This window comes from Bacteroides gallinaceum, assembly GCF_030373775.1.
Lineage (GTDB): Bacteria > Bacteroidota > Bacteroidia > Bacteroidales > Bacteroidaceae > Phocaeicola > Phocaeicola excrementipullorum.
Genome location: NZ_JAUDEN010000017.1, coordinates 1 through 16,777, shown reverse-complemented (window position 1 = coordinate 16,777; position 16,777 = coordinate 1). Strand labels below are relative to the sequence as shown.

General features: G+C 48.1%; 17 protein-coding genes and 1 pseudogene. 15 read left to right on the top strand and 3 right to left on the bottom strand.

The genetic code is table 11. The features are described from left to right. The first annotated feature begins 1 nt into the window (after position 1). The 4 genes from QUW60_RS10300 (at position 2) to QUW60_RS10285 (ending at position 2,067) form a co-directional block, all read left to right on the top strand. Entirely contained in the window at positions 2-724 is a 723-nt protein-coding gene (locus QUW60_RS10300) for an HmuT family protein (RefSeq protein WP_289560275.1), read from the top strand. A 15-nt stretch (positions 725-739) separates the two neighbouring features. Further along, positions 740-1,333 carry a MotA/TolQ/ExbB proton channel family protein gene (locus QUW60_RS10295; RefSeq protein ID WP_289560273.1) on the top strand — a complete coding sequence of 198 codons (594 nt, stop codon included), beginning with the start codon at positions 740-742 and terminating at the stop codon, positions 1,331-1,333. After that, complete coding sequence (locus QUW60_RS10290) at positions 1,330-1,674, top strand: DUF2149 domain-containing protein (RefSeq protein ID WP_289560271.1); 345 nt, start codon at positions 1,330-1,332, stop codon at positions 1,672-1,674. The genes QUW60_RS10295 and QUW60_RS10290 overlap by 4 nt, the downstream gene beginning before the upstream one ends. A gap of 63 nt (positions 1,675-1,737) precedes the next feature. Continuing rightward, a complete protein-coding gene (locus QUW60_RS10285) occupies positions 1,738-2,067 on the top strand; it encodes a hypothetical protein (RefSeq protein ID WP_258337609.1) in 330 nt (109 codons plus the stop codon). A 597-nt stretch (positions 2,068-2,664) separates the two neighbouring features. Here QUW60_RS10285 and QUW60_RS10280 read toward each other — a convergent pair. Further along, positions 2,665-4,026, bottom strand: a complete 1,362-nt coding sequence (locus tag QUW60_RS10280; protein WP_289560331.1) for an MFS transporter — start codon at positions 4,024-4,026, stop codon at positions 2,665-2,667. A 23-nt stretch (positions 4,027-4,049) separates the two neighbouring features. Further along, positions 4,050-5,280, bottom strand: a pseudogene (locus QUW60_RS15120) (TolC family protein); the annotation flags it as partial. Between the two features lie 365 nt (positions 5,281-5,645). Between QUW60_RS15120 and QUW60_RS10265 the strand changes: the two are divergent. The 3 genes from QUW60_RS10265 (at position 5,646) to rpmA (ending at position 7,108) form a co-directional block, all read left to right on the top strand. Then, positions 5,646-6,284 carry an HAD-IA family hydrolase gene (locus QUW60_RS10265; protein WP_289560265.1) on the top strand — a complete coding sequence of 213 codons (639 nt, stop codon included), beginning with the start codon at positions 5,646-5,648 and terminating at the stop codon, positions 6,282-6,284. 215 nt (positions 6,285-6,499) lie between these two features. After that, positions 6,500-6,817 carry a 50S ribosomal protein L21 gene (gene rplU / locus QUW60_RS10260; protein ID WP_258337606.1) on the top strand — a complete coding sequence of 106 codons (318 nt, stop codon included), beginning with the start codon at positions 6,500-6,502 and terminating at the stop codon, positions 6,815-6,817. A 21-nt stretch (positions 6,818-6,838) separates the two neighbouring features. Further along, entirely contained in the window at positions 6,839-7,108 is a 270-nt protein-coding gene (rpmA, locus tag QUW60_RS10255; RefSeq protein WP_258337605.1) for a 50S ribosomal protein L27, read from the top strand. Positions 7,109-7,198: 90 nt separating this feature from the next. Here the strand turns inward: rpmA and QUW60_RS10250 are convergent, their stop codons facing one another. Next, the gene (locus QUW60_RS10250; protein WP_289560262.1) at positions 7,199-8,077 is read right to left on the bottom strand and encodes an AraC family transcriptional regulator; all 879 of its coding nucleotides are present in this window, start codon (positions 8,075-8,077) and stop codon (positions 7,199-7,201) included. Between the two features lie 172 nt (positions 8,078-8,249). On the opposite strand from QUW60_RS10250, the gene QUW60_RS10245 reads away from it, so the two are divergent. The 8 genes from QUW60_RS10245 (at position 8,250) to susR (ending at position 16,478) form a co-directional block, all read left to right on the top strand. Further along, positions 8,250-9,278 carry an aldo/keto reductase gene (locus QUW60_RS10245; protein WP_289560260.1) on the top strand — a complete coding sequence of 343 codons (1,029 nt, stop codon included), beginning with the start codon at positions 8,250-8,252 and terminating at the stop codon, positions 9,276-9,278. A gap of 10 nt (positions 9,279-9,288) precedes the next feature. Next, the gene (locus QUW60_RS10240) at positions 9,289-9,795 is read left to right on the top strand and encodes a PPC domain-containing DNA-binding protein (RefSeq protein WP_289560258.1); all 507 of its coding nucleotides are present in this window, start codon (positions 9,289-9,291) and stop codon (positions 9,793-9,795) included. Positions 9,796-9,801: 6 nt separating this feature from the next. Beyond that, positions 9,802-10,386 carry a DUF2271 domain-containing protein gene (locus tag QUW60_RS10235; protein WP_289560256.1) on the top strand — a complete coding sequence of 195 codons (585 nt, stop codon included), beginning with the start codon at positions 9,802-9,804 and terminating at the stop codon, positions 10,384-10,386. A gap of 136 nt (positions 10,387-10,522) precedes the next feature. Beyond that, on the top strand, positions 10,523-11,125 hold the full coding sequence (locus QUW60_RS10230) for an FKBP-type peptidyl-prolyl cis-trans isomerase (protein WP_258337600.1): 603 nt from the start codon (positions 10,523-10,525) through the stop codon (positions 11,123-11,125). 15 nt (positions 11,126-11,140) lie between these two features. Then, a complete protein-coding gene (locus tag QUW60_RS10225; protein WP_289560253.1) occupies positions 11,141-11,986 on the top strand; it encodes an ATPase in 846 nt (281 codons plus the stop codon). Between the two features lie 16 nt (positions 11,987-12,002). Next, complete coding sequence (locus QUW60_RS10220; RefSeq protein ID WP_289560251.1) at positions 12,003-12,704, top strand: SIMPL domain-containing protein; 702 nt, start codon at positions 12,003-12,005, stop codon at positions 12,702-12,704. Between the two features lie 161 nt (positions 12,705-12,865). Then, complete coding sequence (gene rpsA, locus QUW60_RS10215) at positions 12,866-14,647, top strand: 30S ribosomal protein S1 (protein ID WP_258337597.1); 1,782 nt, start codon at positions 12,866-12,868, stop codon at positions 14,645-14,647. A gap of 172 nt (positions 14,648-14,819) precedes the next feature. Then, positions 14,820-16,478, top strand: a complete 1,659-nt coding sequence (susR, locus tag QUW60_RS10210; protein ID WP_258337596.1) for a SusR family glycan utilization regulator — start codon at positions 14,820-14,822, stop codon at positions 16,476-16,478. The last annotated feature ends 299 nt before the right edge of the window (positions 16,479-16,777 follow it).

Here is a 16,777-nt window from a genome sequence, read left to right as displayed (position 1 = left end):
CATGGAACAAATAATTCTCATACTCATGCTGTTCATCGCCATAAACTGCGCGTTCAAGCTCAGTTTATGGAAATGGTGGCAGGCAGGAATCTACAGCCTGATTGTAGCCGCATTCACCCTGCTGGCTTGTCCGTATGCCATCCTGCAATCAAAAACCCAGATAGCCGACTACCTGCAAAACACGGAAGCCTTGCAGAACATGGCGGTCATCATCACGCTGGAGTCTGCGCTCTGCTTCGGCTTCTGCGTGACATACCTGCGGGGGCTTTACGGAAAGAAGAACCCGTGGTGGGCGGAACTGCTCTGGTGGTATCCGAGCCTGCTGCTTTTCCCCGTCGTGTTCTGCTGCCTTACAGAGGCAATCTTCACTTTTGTGGGAATGTCATTCACTACGATAGCCTGCATCGTTGCAACATCTGTGCTCGTACTCATTCCGGTACTGGCATGGGCGGTGAAATACTTCGTTCCGGAAAAAGACCTGCGCCTGGAGATTCATTTCCTCGTCAGCCTCTTCGTCTGTATCCTGGGACTGCTCACCACCGTCAACGGGAAAACGGTCTATGCAGCGGTAGACGAGCCGGTCAACTGGAATGCGGTGATACTCGCACTGTCCCTGTTTGCAGGGCTGTTCATCGTGGGATACGTATGGAGCCGCATCAAATATCCGCTCATCCAGAAGCGGAACAAGAAAAAGGAAAGAAACAAAATCACTATTAACCAATAATCATTCGTTATCATCATGGAATTTATATCTAAAATGCTTTTCTGGGTAGCCAACAGCCTGTTGATACCCGATGTTGTCATTCTGCTCTTTCTTTTTGTACGCGCCCTCATCCTTATCGGAGGCACCTACAACATGTATATCACCAAACGCAAGAACGACAGGGCATTCGACGACCTTATCAGGGAGGGGAAAACCGAAGAACTGAAGCAGGCGCTTCCGGAAAAGGACAACTCGCTTTACGTAAGCTACCTGCGCGATATGCTGAACCGTCCGGTGAACGAGGATTACGCCGACTTCGTCTTGTCGAAGTTTGAAGTGGAGGCCGAAAAAGACGTGGCGCTCTCGAAGATGCTTTCCAAGCTGGGACCGGTATTGGGACTGATCGGAACGCTGATTGCCATGAGCCCGGCACTCGTCGGACTTTCTACAGGTGACATTGCCGGAATGGCCTACAACATGCAGGTGGTGTTCGCCACAACCGTAGTCGGTCTGGTTATCAGTGCCGTGGGACTTGTTTCCCTGCAGTTCAAGCAACGCTGGTATGCCAAGTGTGTCAACAACCTCGATTATGTATCACGTGTGCTGATAGAGAAAGGAGGGCAGGCATGAAAAGACGGAGCCGCCGCGTGAGCTTCTTCAGGAAGGAAGAAGACTCCGACCCGTTGAGCGTAGTCGTAAACCTGTTCGACGTGGCCATGGTATTCGCCGTATCGCTCATGGTAGCTATGGTGATGCACATGAACATGACCGAAGTGTTTACCGACAAAGACTTCACCATCGTGAAGAATCCGGGAAAAGACAACATGGAAATCATCACAAAGGAAGGAAAACAAATCAACCGTTATACTCCGAGCCAGGACCAGTCGTCTAGCGGAAAGCGCGGGAAGAAGGTGGGCATCGCCTACGAACTTGAAAACGGCGAGATTATCTACGTTCCCGAAGGAGAGTAAACGCAAGAACTGATACATACCGGGGGGGGGGGAACAATTGTCATATTAAAAACAAAAGCCACAATGAAACCTGCTTATCTTATATTGACAGCCATTATTGCCGTCATTTGCACATCTTGCTCGAAAGAATCACTGATGGGAAAACTGCACGTGCGCTTCGATTCGGAGGACAATGAAAGACTTGTCACGATATGTGCCGTAGAAAATCCAAGCATCGTCCTCATGGAAAAAAAGGTTCCGAAAGAAAGCGATTTTGAGCTCTGCATCGGAAATTACGTAATAAGCATATTCAATGCCGACATCCTCTATTCAGATGTGGGGGTGCAGATAAGGCCAGACAAAACCACAAATGTTTCTTATTCAGCAGAGGGAATTAGCAGTGTCAGCTATTAAACGACCGCTGACATTATGGTAGTTCAAAGCCTTGAGAACGGCGTTTTCAGATGCCAGGCAGGAGGAGGCGGGAAACAGCGCAGGCTGATGCGCCCGCAAGAATGCAGCATGTCAGCAGATAAGGGAAACTGAAAGCAAAATAAGCATCACATTGCGGATTGTTGGACATGACAGCCGGAAAATCCTGCCATAGCCTGCCATTCTAACAAATCAGAAACGGTTGCCGGAACCGCGCTTCCAGACAAAATAAAGCCGCATTTCATGCCACACAAATAAATGTTTCGTCATCCGAATCAAAATGTCCCGTCATTTCAGACAAAATACCTCGGTGTTTTGCCCGGAATGACGGGACATTTTTCGGCTATAACCGCCTTGTTTTTCCCATTTTCCTCATCCTTTATCCCTTTCAGAAGGCTTTCGGAGGGATAAATGCCCTGCATTTACCTTCAAAAGCCCTCTGGAAGAAAGAAAAATCACCAGATGCGGTTCAGAGAAAACGGCGTTTCCGCAACATTCTGAAAGCAAACCGGACATATCCGCATCACAAAGGCATACGCTCCCGAACGACGCCCGCCTGTATACGGTATGCCGGAAAGACTATGACGCATCCTGCTTTCCCTTAAAAGAATCCGCTATTTCTTTCCTTAACTTCCGCCAATACGGCATCCGTTTGAGTTCTCTCCGTATCGGCGCATCGTAAAGAAGGAAAAGCAGCAGCAGAAAAAGGCAGGCATAAATGACCCATCCATATATCTGCTTGATGCTCACCTCCATCATGCGCGACATGAAACCTTCCATATACTCACCCAATGCAAAGACGGCGGAGCATCCGGAAGACACATTGTCGATGGCCGCGCCGTAGCGTGCCAGATTGTCTGACACGTAGTGCGAAAAGGCTTCGGTGCAAATGGCAGCCCCCAGCACTCCTCCCACCACCATGTGCAGCATATTGAACACGCTCAAGGCTTGAAAAAAGTGCTGGAATGTCATGATTTCTTCCAGACAAACCATAAACGTCGCACTCAACACCGCGTATGCAAATCCGCGGCACGCCACCGGCAAATAGAGCTGCGAAATGTGGATGTCGGCAGAAAGCGTAAAGTAAAAGCCGACAAGATAGCACGTCAGGAAAGCGATGCCGACTGCAATCAGACGCAGGTAGCTGAAACGCCTGACATGCATCCACCAACAGGCAAACAGGCATCCGGCAACCGCTCCCGCCAGAACCAGCCAGTCAAGGCGGACACTGACAAGCGCTTCGTAGTGCATCACGTCTTCGTAGAACACTTCTTCAAGCACATGTTCCGTGGCAAGAAAAGCCTCGACCAGGGTAATGAGCGCAAGCACCGGAAGCAGGTTGCGGTAGGTCCACATCTTAGGCTCGAGGAAAGGATGGCGCACATGAAGCATACGCCCGACACACACCGCAAGCGTCAGCACAATGACCGCGGCCAGCACACGGATGACGGGGCTGTTCCACCAGTCATACCAGTCGCCATAACAGAAGAAAAAGGCCACCTCCAGCAGGAGCAAGGCCCAAAGCAGCCCGCCAAGCCAGTCGATGCCGAAGAGCGGAAACTTCTTCACGACGCGGAAATGCCGCGTGCAGACGGTGATGACCAGCAAATCGACCATCATCAGTCCCGCCACGAACCAGTGCATATACGTCCAATGATAATGATACATCAGATGGGTGGCGAGAAAATCGGACACCTGCATGCTGCCCAGAATAACGATATGCAGCATCGGGAAAAATACCGTAAAGTCACGCTTCGGCGTCATCCACAGCTGGATGTTCGACATGCACTCGAAAGTTCCCTGTATCTTGCAGATTCCCTCCACGAAACAAATCGCCCAAAGCAAAGGCAGAACCGTGACATGAGGAGCAGCCAGGTTGCACGCCAGCACGCCCGCAGCCGCCGCCGAAAGCAACGTCTTGTTGGTGAAGCGGAACTTCATCCGGAACAGCAGGGGGAAATTCAAATGTCGGCACTGAGCTTGGTGTTTCCGGCATCCAGCATGTCGGTCAGCAACGCCAGATCGTTCCGGTAACGGTTGCTGGTTACACTGTAGTTTTCATTGGCAAGCTGCACATTCTTTTCCTGTGTCTTCAGTTCGGTAAAAGCCGTCAGGAAATCAGTATAGCTCGCCTGTACGGTATTCTCCACCTGTTCTTGCGCCAGTTCATGCGTTTCCTGCGCTCGACGTACATTCAACTTCGCCTGCTTCAGCTTACGGGCATTCTTGAAGAGCGCCGAAAAGTTGTAGCTCACATTCACTCCCACATACCAATAGTTGAAGTTGTTGTCCAGCACAGGCACTTCGATGGTTATCGGTCCGTCCAGGTGTTCGGCTGCAAAGAGCGAGATTTTCGGCAGCCGTTCCGAACGTTCGCGCTTCGCCAGCTGCTTGTTCACCTCAATGTCCGTTTCCGTCTGTTTCAGGGTGATGTTGCTCCGCATGGCAAGTTCCTGCCAGTCGTGCCTGCACCTCAGCTTCCAGCAGCGCGGAATCGGGCACCACAAGTGTTTGTTCAGACAGACGCAAGGCGGTCACCAGCCTGTGGTTCATGATTTTGCATGCGTCAGTCACCCTTGCCAGCTGCAGTTTCAGACTCTCCTGCTGAAACTCGTAACGCGTGATGTCATTCCGCAAGACAGTCCCCTGCCCACGCCTTGCCTGCATGTCTGCAATCACCTGCCGGGCAAGCTCAAGGTTCTTTTCCAATACCTTCGCCTGATTGTCCAGCTTATACAGGTCAAGATAATATCCGAGAAGCTGGAAGCGCACATCCTGCCGGTTCTTCTCCCAGTCCAGTTCCGCCTGCCGCTTTCCAAGCGAAGCCAGTTCGATGCCTCTGTTGACTGCACCTCCGGTATAGATCATCTGCTGCACTTCGAGTGAAAAATTATTTCCCCAATGAGGCATGTCTATCTTCATCGCATTACCGAAATCTCTGTCCCAAAGCTTGCCGTTTCCCCAGTAACTGCCTGAAACGGAAGCTGTGATATCAGGCAGCCGCTGATTTCTGGCAGCTTTCAAAGCCTCGGATGCAGCTTCTTTTCCCGTTGCATACACCTGCACGCTCCTGCTGTTCTCATCAGCAAGGCGGAACATTTCTTCAACGCCCATAACACGCGGCTGGGCACATAAATTCTGGCTGCATAGCGCTGCGACATACAACAGCACTATGAGCCTGTTCTTTTTGCTCATAAAATTGTATTGATTATATTAAAGAATGAATGAATAAGGCATAGCGAAAGAGGCTTGCGACTAAATCAAAGCCGCAACGCCCCAGAAGTGAAATTCGTGAATTTTATTCTTATAACGGACTATATTGAATCTCATATCGCCTTTAAATCTTTTGCGGGGCGAAATTAGCCAAAAAAGAAATCAAACGTAACTTTAGAAGCTTTCGTTTTTTGTCTATTTTAACAGTTTCAGCATTCCTGTTTAACTGTAAATAAAGACAAGCGCGAAGGCGCATTTCTTCATCTTCACGAGAGCCTGGCTTTTGAAGTTCGCCTCATTTTCCGTAACTTTGCCGGCCGAAACAAGCTTAACAAACCTAAAGACAAATGAAACGCTATCACACTTATCTTTTCGATTTCGACTACACGCTTGCAGACTCGTCAAAAGGCATCGTCATCTGTTTCCGAAACGTGCTGGAACGGCACCGCCACACAGGCATCTCAGACGAACAGATCAAACGGACCATAGGCAAGACTTTGGTGGATTCGTTTTCCATACTTACGGGCATCGGGGATGAAGCCATACTTGAAGAATACCGCAAGGAATACGTGAAAGAAGCCGACCGGTTCATGACCGCAAACACGCGTCTGTTTCCCGAAACGGTATCCGTATTGCAGGCTCTGAAAGAAAAAGGAGCCAACATCGGAATCATCTCCACCAAATACCGCTACCGGATCATGGAGCTGGCCAAAGACACTGTTCCTGAAGGCATAATCGACCTTATCGTCGGAGGAGAAGACGTGAAAACCGCCAAACCTTCGCCCGAAGGCGTTTTTCTGGCTCTCGAAAATCTCGGAACAGACAAGGACACTACCTTATATATAGGCGACAGCATTGTAGATGCCGAAACGGCGCAGGCAGCCGGAATGGATTTCGCCGGCGTACTGCATGGAGCCACAACCGCCGAAGAGCTGGAAGCCTATCCGCATGTTGCCATAATGAAGGATCTGACCGAACTGCTTTAACCTGCACCTGCATACAACAGACAGGCAACACGGAATGCAAATAAGAACCCGACCCGGAAGAAAAAGCTATTTGAAGCATTTTTTTCGCCGCAACCTTTTGCCAAATCAAATAAAAAGCCTAACTTTGCAGCCGATTTATTCCGTGGAGGTAGACGAAGCAGCCGGAGAGAACGGTTCACCTTGCGGAGAAAAACCGTTTAAACAGATAAAATAAAATGTACGTAATTGCAGAAATTAACGGTCAGCAGTTCAAGATTGAAGAAGGCAAGAAACTCTTCGTTCAGCACATGCAGGACGTAGAAGCCGGAGCAACTGTTGAATTTGACAAGGTTTTGTTGGTTGACAACAACGGTACTGTTACAGTAGGCGCTCCTACCGTAGAAGGAGCCAAAGTGGTTTGCGAAGTAAAATCTCCGCTGGTAAAGGGAGACAAGGTGCTCGTGTTCCACAAGAAGAGAAGAAAAGGTTACAAAAAATTGAGAGGTCACCGTCAGCAGTTCACTGAGTTGACTATCAAACAAGTTATTGCTTAATCATTTAAAACGTAGAAGAAAATGGCACATAAAAAAGGTGTAGGTAGCTCTAAGAACGGCCGTGAGTCAGAAAGCAAAAGATTAGGCGTAAAGATATTCGGCGGATCTGCATGCAAGGCCGGCAACATCATTGTCCGTCAGAGAGGAACTGTCCACAATCCGGGCAACAACGTAGGAATGGGTAGAGATCATACGCTTTACGCATTGGTAGACGGAACTGTATGCTTCAAAAAGGGAGGTCCCAATAACAGAAGCTTTGTTTCTGTAATTCCTTTCGAAGCTGAAGCATAAATTTTTCGGAAAAGAAATTTGAAAAGAGGTATGCCACGGTTCAATTCCGGGACATGCCTCTTTTTTTTGCCGCTCCGCCCGTTCCTTTTCTCACAGCTTCATCTGCGCCCTGTATTCGGAAGGAGTGCGTCCGGCAATCTTTTCAAATTGGGAAATGAAATGCGTCACGCTATTATACCCCGACTCGTAAGCTATTTGCGATACGTTCATCCCCGAATAAACCAGCAGCCTGCACGCATGTTCGATGCGTATTTCCGCAAGGCACCGGAAAATGCTCTTGTCCGTGCGCCGCTTGAAATACCGGCACAACGCCGCGGGATTCTGCCTGACATATTCCGCTATCTCCTCCAGCGTAATCTTTTCCTTGAAATGGTTATAAAGATACGCGTATACCATGTCGACAGGCTCTTCCATGTCCGGAATGTGATTGGCGCGGTTGTATGCCGTACCGGAAAGCAATTCCACATGCCGGCAGCTGTGCAGCCTTTCGAGCATACGGAACAGGCAGATAAGGCGCGAGGTGTATCCGCACGAGTCAAATGCTTTCACCATCTCCAGCATTTCGGCAAACAGCCCTTTGTCATAAAACCGGAGTCCGTACTGGCTCTTCTGCAACAGGTCATAAATAAGCCGGTAATCCGGCAGCTCTCCCATATTCCCGGGAAACACATCCGGCCTGAACTGTATGGCTTCGCCGGCACACCACTCGTCTTCCTGATTCCCTACAGAGGAAGGACGCAGCTTGGAATTGCACAAATGCAGATGCGGCACATTGCTCCCGATGAGAGCCACGTCGCCCGCCTTGTAGTCTGACACCCCTTCGCCCACAAACTGCTTGCCGCTTCCCCGGGTAAACAGCATGATCTCGAACTCCACGTGCTTGTGCAAAGGAAGGAGAAAGCGGGGATAGGACACATGGCTGCACGAAGTCGCCATGTCATGTATGATCTTACGTTCTAATACAGGCATACTCATTTTTTTATCAGCATGTAAATATAATGAATCATACTGCAAATATAGTGGAATCCGGTTTCTTTTTTTTATCCTAACTTTGCAATGTCAAACAGCAAACGGCAGGCAGCGGAAACGCCGGCAACCGCTGCCTCCCCATGCCTGGCAGAACTTTTAAACGCTTACAATTATGGAATATCGCAGATTGAACGGCTCCGGACTTTTTGTCCCGGCCTTGACTTTGGGAACTGGAACATTCGGCGGATCGCACGGCTTTGAAGGCTGGGGGCACACCGGCACTAACGAAGCTGCCCGGATGATAGACATGTGCCTGGATGCCGGACTGAACATGTTTGATACGGCAGACATCTACTCGCGCGGACTTTCTGAAGAAATCTTGGGAAAGGCTATCGCACAGAAGAGAAACAGACTGCTCATCGCCACCAAGGGAACTTTCCCCATGGGGGACGACCCGAACAGCAAGGGTGCCTCGCGCTTTCACCTGACAGAAGCCTGTGAGGAAAGCCTGCGCCGGCTCGGCACGGATCATATCGACCTTTACTACATCCACGGTTTCGACTCGAACACGCCGGTCGAAGAAACGTTGAGAGCTTTGGATGATCTGATAGCAAGCGGCAAAATACGCTATATCGGCTGTTCTAACTTTTCCGGCTGGCAGCTGATGAAGTCCTTATCCATCTCCGAACGCTACGGCTGGAGCCGATATATTGCGCATCAGGTATATTATTCGCTCCTGAACAGGGACTTCGAGTGGGAGCTTATGCCACTTGGAATCGACCAGCAAGTGGGCACTGTGGTCTGGAGTCCGTTGGCCGCAGGACGGCTCGGGGGACGTTACCGCCGGAACTGCCCCGCCCCGGAAGACGGACGGGTGGCACGCGGAGGTGCGCCGGTAAGGGACAACATCGTGTCATACGAACGGCTGTACAATATTGTGGACGTGCTGGATGAACTGGCGGAAGAAACAGGGAAGACCGTAGCGCAAGTCGCTCTCAACTGGCTATTGCAGCGTCCCACGATATGCAGCCTTGTCATCGGAGCCAGCACCGAGGAACAGCTCCGCCAGAATCTTGGAGCCGTAGGCTGGACGCTCACACCGGAGCAGGTAAAGCGCCTCGATGCAGCCAGCCGGACACAAAAGCCCTATCCCTACTGGCACCACGACCAGCGGCCGGAGTTTTCATCCCAACTCTTTTGATTCTACCTGCATGAAAAAAATATCAGTATTCACCATGCTGCTTGCCGGACTGCTGTCTGCTTCGGCAAGCGCGCAAAACCTGCATGACATGTATACATACAAACAAATCGGCAACAGATATGTCGTCAGCATCCAGAACCGCAAAGAAATCGTCCGAGCCTTGACAGCGTTCTGCGATGAAAAAGGCATCAAATCGGGAACAGTCTGCGGCATAGGCGCAGTCAACGAACTGACACTTCGGTTCTTCAACCCGGAATCAAAGCAATATGAGGACAAAACGTTCCGGGAACAGATGGAAATAGCCAATCTGACCGGAAACATTTCGGCAATGGACGGAAAAACCTACCTGCACCTGCATGTGACTGCAGGACGCAGCGACTATTCGGCACTGGCCGGACATCTGCTTTCCGCCACGCTGAACGGAGCGGGAGAGTTTGTGGTGGAAGATTTCAAAGAAACCGTCACACGCACCTACAACCCTGCCATCGGACTGAACTGCTACAAATTTGACGAATAAAAAGATATGAAAGCCAGATTATTAGCCGCAATGCTATTGCCTGCCTGCATTTGCATACAGAGCTGCACCCCTTCTTATGCAAAAGAAGGGGCACTTGAAAACACGTCCAAAGAATGCCTGGACATTTCGTTCAGATTCCAACGGGGAGGCATTGCCTCCAGCCAGTACGCCATCTGGATAGAGGACGAAACCGGCAGGCTGGTCCGCACGCTTTATGTCACATCCTTTACAGCCAAGGGCGGGTATGCCTATCGGAAGGATGCCGTTCCCGCATGGGTCCGCAAGGCAAAGCCGGCAGAAATGCCTGCCGACGAGATTGATGCCCTCACCGGAGCCACTCCACGCAACGGAACAGTAAACTACACATGGGACGGTACGGACGACAAAGGAAACCCCGTACCGAAAGGTACTTATACGGTCTTTGTGGAAGGCACGCTGTATTGGGAAAACAGGATTGTCTATTCCGGCAAAGTGAACTGGGGAAGCCAGACACAGCAGTCTGTCCCCATAACCTCCCGACGCTACGGCACTTCTCCAACAAACAAGGACATGATAACAGACTTGAAGTTTTTCCACGCCAGGAAGAAGTGATGCGGGATTGGGTTCCAAACCGTCCCCTGCAGCCTGATAAGAATGCTCAATTTTGCTCAAACTTTCCTTTCATCCCATTATTTTATGGCAAAATTCGTATATTTGCGCACGAAACATTTTTAATTCAGATTCATTCATGGAAAATAAGTACATCACGGTGGCATACAAGCTCTATGCCATCACTGACGGGAAAAAGGAACTGCTGGAAGAAGCATCCGCAGAACACCCTTTCCAGTTCATCTCAGGACTGGGATATACATTGGACCGTTTTGAAAAGGAAATTCTGGCACTGAACAAGGGTGACAAGTTCAACTTTACCATCCCTTGCGCTGAAGCATATGGCGAACGCGACGAAGACAACGTAAGACAGCTTCCGAAATCCGTGTTCAACGGACCTGACGGCAAGTTCGACAGCGACAACATATTCGAAGGCAACATCATCATGATGAACGACGGCGAAGGAAACCGCTTCTATGCAAACGTAGGCGAGATTACAGACGACAAGGTGGTAATCGACCTGAATCATCCCCATGCTGGAAAAGACCTGATATTTGAAGGTTCGGTAATCGAAATGCGCGACGCAACCAACAAAGAAATCGAACAGATCGTCAGCGCGATGAGCGGAGGCTGCGGAGGAGGATGCGAAGGCTGCGGAGGCGGTTGCGGCGATCACGAATGCGGCGAAGGACATCACAACGACGAAAGCTGCTGCGGAGGAGGATGCGGCCATTGCCACTAATCAGAAGATGAAGATATGATACTCATAGCCGATAGCGGCGCAACCAAGACAGACTGGGTGTTCGGTGACAGCGTCACCGGATCCCAGCCTATACACACACAAGGAATCAACCCCTTTCACCTGACAGAACAAGAGATTCGCCTGATCATTTCCGAGCAGCTGGTCGGACAACTCCCCTTCTCTCCGGAAAATATCTCTCACATCTTTTTTTACGGAGCGGGATGCACTCCGGAAAAATCCGCCGGCATCTTGCGAAGCCTGAATGACCTGTTCCCTTCGTGCCATGCTATCGAAGTGCAAAGCGACCTGCTGGGAGCCGCAAGAGCCTTGTGCAAGAACCAAAAAGGGATCGCCTGCATCCTCGGCACCGGCTCAAACTCATGCCTGTATGACGGAGAGAAGATTCTAGACAACATCCCGCCTCTCGGCTATATTCTCGGCGACGAAGGCAGCGGCGCCTGCCTGGGCAAACGGTTCATAAGCGACTGCATGAAAAGACAGCTCCCTCCGGAACTGCTTGAAGGACTGCTGGCCGAATTCAATCTCACCCCTTCCCTTCTGCTGGACCGCATCTACCGCGAACCTTTAGCCAACCGTTTTCTCGCCGGATTTACACCTTACATATATAAATATAGAAAAAATATACAGGTACATCATTTTCTCATCAGATGTTTTGATGATTTCTTCAAAAGAAATGTCTATCTTTACGGAAAAGAATGGCCGGTATCCTTTACGGGATCTGTCGCATGGTTTTTTCAGGAAGAAATAAACGAAAGTGCCGGAAAGTCTGGTTTCACCACCTCGCTCTATCTGAAAAACCCCATACAGGAACTGGCCAGGTATCATTTTAAAAACATTTAAACAAACATTTATCGTTATGAAAAGCTGGAAAATTGAAGCCTCTATACTGGCTCTGGGATTCCTCCTGCTAGGAGTGTTCATCAATTGCGGACTAAACAACTTCTCTGAAAAAGACCGCAGCGTAAACGTAAAAGGACTGGCCGAAATGGAAGTCCCTGCCGACAAAGTGACATGGCCGCTCGTGTACAAAAGTCTGGGCAATGACCTGAACGCGCTTTACACGGACATCAAACGTTCGAACCAGACCATTCTGGAATTTCTGAAGGAAAAAGGAATAGATGAAAACGAAATCAGCGTAAATGCTCCTGACATTATCGACCAGAAAGCAGAACGCTACAGCAACAACGATTCACCTTTCCGCTATAATGTTACTTCAGTCATCACCGTAACGTCAAACAAGGTGGAACTGGTGAGGAAACTGATAAGCGAACAGGGAGAACTGCTCAAACGCGGCATCGCAATCACGGGCGGCGACTATCGCTACAATGTTTCATACGAATACACGAGCCTCAACAAGATCAAGCCGGGAATGATTGAGGAAGCCACCAAAAACGCACGCGAAGCCGCCGAAAAGTTTGCAAAGGACTCTGAAAGCAAGCTCGGAAAAATCCGCCATGCCAACCAGGGACAGTTCAGCATCAACGACCGCGACGCCAACACACCCTATATCAAGAAGGTCCGTGTAGTCACTACGGTAGAATATTCGCTGAAAGACTGAACCTGAAACCGACAGGCGCACTCCGAAGCGCAAAAAATGCCGGAAAGAAGAAAAAAGGCTGCAAAGGTTTTAATATTCAAGAAATTGTTATACCTTTGCAGCCGATTTAGATCAATATAAAGTCTAACACAATTAGTTATTTAACAACTTATTTTTATTTAATGGAAAACTTAAAAGACGTACATCCTATTGAAGACTTCAACTGGGATGCTTATGAAAACGGTGAAACACTGTCAAGCGTAAGCAAGGAAGATCAGGAAAAGGCTTACGACAACACCTTGAACAAGGTAGGCGACCATGAAGTGGTTGACGGCACAGTTATCGCAATGAACAAACGCGAAGTTGTAGTCAATATCGGCTACAAGTCAGACGGTATCATTCCGTTGAGCGAATTCCGTTACAATCCGGACTTGAAAGTCGGTGACACTGTTGAAGTGTACATCGAAAACCAGGAAGACAAAAAAGGCCAGCTGGTTCTGTCACACAAGAAAGCGCGTGCAACCCGCTCTTGGGACCGTATCAATGCTGCGCTTGAAAACGAAGAAATTATCAAGGGTTACATCAAATGCCGCACGAAGGGCGGTATGATCGTTGACGTATTCGGCATCGAAGCATTCTTGCCGGGTTCTCAGATTGATGTGAAACCGATCCGTGACTACGATGTATTCGTAGGAAAGACAATGGAATTCAAGGTTGTCAAGATCAACCAGGAATTCAAGAATGTGGTTGTTTCTCACAAGGCTCTTATCGAAGCCGAACTGGAACAGCAGAAGAAAGAAATCATCAGCAAGCTCGAAAAAGGCCAGGTACTCGAAGGTACTGTCAAAAATATCACTTCTTACGGTGTATTCATCGACTTGGGCGGCGTAGATGGTCTGATCCACATTACAGACCTGTCATGGGGCCGTGTAAGCGATCCGCATGAAGTTGTACAGCTCGACCAGAAGCTGAACGTAGTTATCCTTGACTTCGATGACGAAAAGAAACGTATCGCTTTGGGTCTGAAACAGCTGACTCCGCATCCTTGGGACGCTCTCGATCCGGACTTGAAGGTAGGCGACCACGTGAAAGGCAAAGTAGTCGTTATGGCTGACTACGGAGCATTCATCGAAATCGCTCCGGGCGTTGAAGGTCTGATCCACGTTTCAGAAATGTCTTGGTCACAGCATCTGCGCTCTGCTCAGGACTTCATGAAAGTGGGCGATGAAGTAGAAGCTGTCATCCTGACACTCGACCGCGAAGAACGCAAGATGTCTTTGGGTATCAAACAGCTGAAAGCGGATCCATGGGAAACTATCGAAGAGAAGTATCCTGTAGGCTCTAAGCACACTGCTAAAGTACGCAACTTCACTAACTTCGGCGTATTCGTAGAAATCGAAGAAGGCGTTGACGGTCTGATTCATATCTCTGACTTGTCATGGACCAAGAAAATCAAACATCCGTCAGAATTCACTCAGATCGGTGCTGACATCGATGTAGTGGTTTTGGAAATCGACAAGGAAAACCGTCGTCTGAGCTTGGGTCACAAGCAGTTGGAAGACAATCCTTGGGATGTATTCGAAACCGTATTTACGGTAGGTTCTATCCACGAAGGTACTATTGTAGAAATGCTGGATAAGGGTGCTGTAGTGGCTCTGCCTTACGGTGTAGAAGGTTTCGCAACTCCGAAACATCTGGTAAAAGAAGACGGCACTCAGGCTCAGTTGGATGAAAAGCTCCCGTTCAAGGTGATCGAATTCAACAAGGACGCAAAACGCATCATCCTGTCACACAGCCGTATCTTCGAAGATGCAGCCAAGGCTGAAGAAAAAGCAGAAAAGAAAGCAAAGAAGGCTTCAAAGAAAGAAGAAGCTCCGCTGATCCAGAATCAGGCTGCCTCTACTACTTTGGGTGATATCGATGCACTGGCTGCTTTGAAAGAAAAGCTGGAAGGCAAGAAATAATCGCTAGGATTATTTGACTGAAACATAATTGCCCGGCCATCCGTTTGCAGACGGATGGCCGGGTTTGTTTTTATAAACAAATCCAGCCTATAAATGAAACAGCAAATATCTTTCTAAATATATCTTGTTTTTCATATTTGTTTCTAACTTTGTATTTCAAGATTAAACAAAGATGAATAAAAGACTTTTCATAACCTTAATATATCTGACTCTCTCCATCTCTTTGTCTGCAAACGAAGAAATTAAGACATTGTTGCATGAACTGGATCAGGCATTGCAGCAAAGGCATATCTATGTGGAAAACAAAGAAAAGCAATTGTCATATTTGCAAGCCCGTTTCGAAGAATCGGACACTCAGGAACAACGCTACAAGATTCTTTCGAATTTATATGAAGAATATCGACTGTTCAACGCAGACTCGTCACTACATGTAGTAAGGGAACTTTATGAAACAGCACAAAGGACTTCAAACAAGGAATACATAGTCAACGCACGTTTAAACATGGCAGAAGTTTTGGGAGTCGCCGGCATGTTCACAGAAGCCCTAGACATACTCAAGGATATTCAAGTCCCCAATCTCCCCAAACATCTGCTTCCGTATTATTACCATATTTGCAGAACAATTTACGGATACATGGATGATTATGCCGTCACCCCTTCCCAGAAAAAATTATACAACGAACAGACCGACTTGTACCGCGACTCAATACTTACTGTAAACGACCCGGAATCAATAACCTTTCAGATTGTAAAAGCGGACCAATACAATGTACACGGCAAATGGGATGAAGCCATAAACTTGCTGGAAGAATATTCAAGAACGCACCCATTGCAAATTCACGAAAAAGCTATGCTCATGTTCACGCTTTCTGAAGCATACAAACTGAAGAAGGACAATGAAAATCGCAAACGCTGCCTGCTGGAATCATCCATTGCCGACTTGAAGTCGGCCGTTCGCGAATATTCGGCATTACGTGAACTGGCTGTCATACTCTACAAAGAAGGGGATATCGACAGAGCATATACATGCATAAAACTTTGCATGGAGGATGCCTCTATATGCAATGCACGCCTGCGGATCGTAGAGGTACTGGAACTTTTTCCGGTTATCAACGATACATATCAAAAAGAAAAAGAAGCACAACAGGAGAAACTGAAAATCATGCTATACGTAATCTTTGCGCTGGCCTTATGCCTTTCGGGAGGCATTTATTATCTATACAAACAAATGGAAAGGCTGGCTCTGGCACGCCGCCAAGTTATCGAAGCCAACAACAAACTGACACAGGCAAACGATAACCTGCATAAGTCAAACTCCAAACTTCAGGATGCAAACCATTCGCTTGCAGAAAACATAACCCTTAAAGAAGTATATATAGGCAGATACATGGACCAGTGCTCCGCTTATATAGACAAGATGGATGAATACAGAAAAAGTCTGGGGAAAATAGCAGCGTCCGGCAAATTAGAAGAACTGTTTCAGAAACTGAAGTCGTCACAGTATATAGATGACCAGCTAAAAGATTTTTACGAGAACTTTGACGACACCTTCCTGCAACTTTTCCCTCATTTCGTGGAAGAGTTCAACAAACTGCTTGTCGAGGATGAACAAATTCATTTAAAAAACCCGCACCGGCTCAATACCGAATTACGCATTTTTGCACTTATCAGACTCGGCATAACGGACAGCATAAAAATCGCACAATTCCTTCGCTATTCGGTAACGACTATATATAACTACCGAACCAAGGCACGAAACAAGGCGAAAGGCAATCGCGAAGAATTTGAAAAAAACGTCATAAAGATAGGCTACAAACAAGAACCTGTATGAAAGCATATCTTCAGCCTAAAGACATATATCTCCATGTTATATATATCTGGCCTGAATATTTATATATTCAGGTTAGATATACAGAGCTCTCACAAACTGTCATTCTTTTCAGGTGTCTTTCTGCTATTTTCGCAAGCAATCTCTCCCTTTTACCGCCTAAACCCACAACATTCATCAAAAAAGCATTCCGCAAAATTTCCAATGCTTAAACTTTCTCTTTTTTCTAGCCCACAGAATCAGACTGAGAAAAGATTTCTCAGAAATGTTTGAGAAAATGCTACAAAGGAACTACTTTTTTC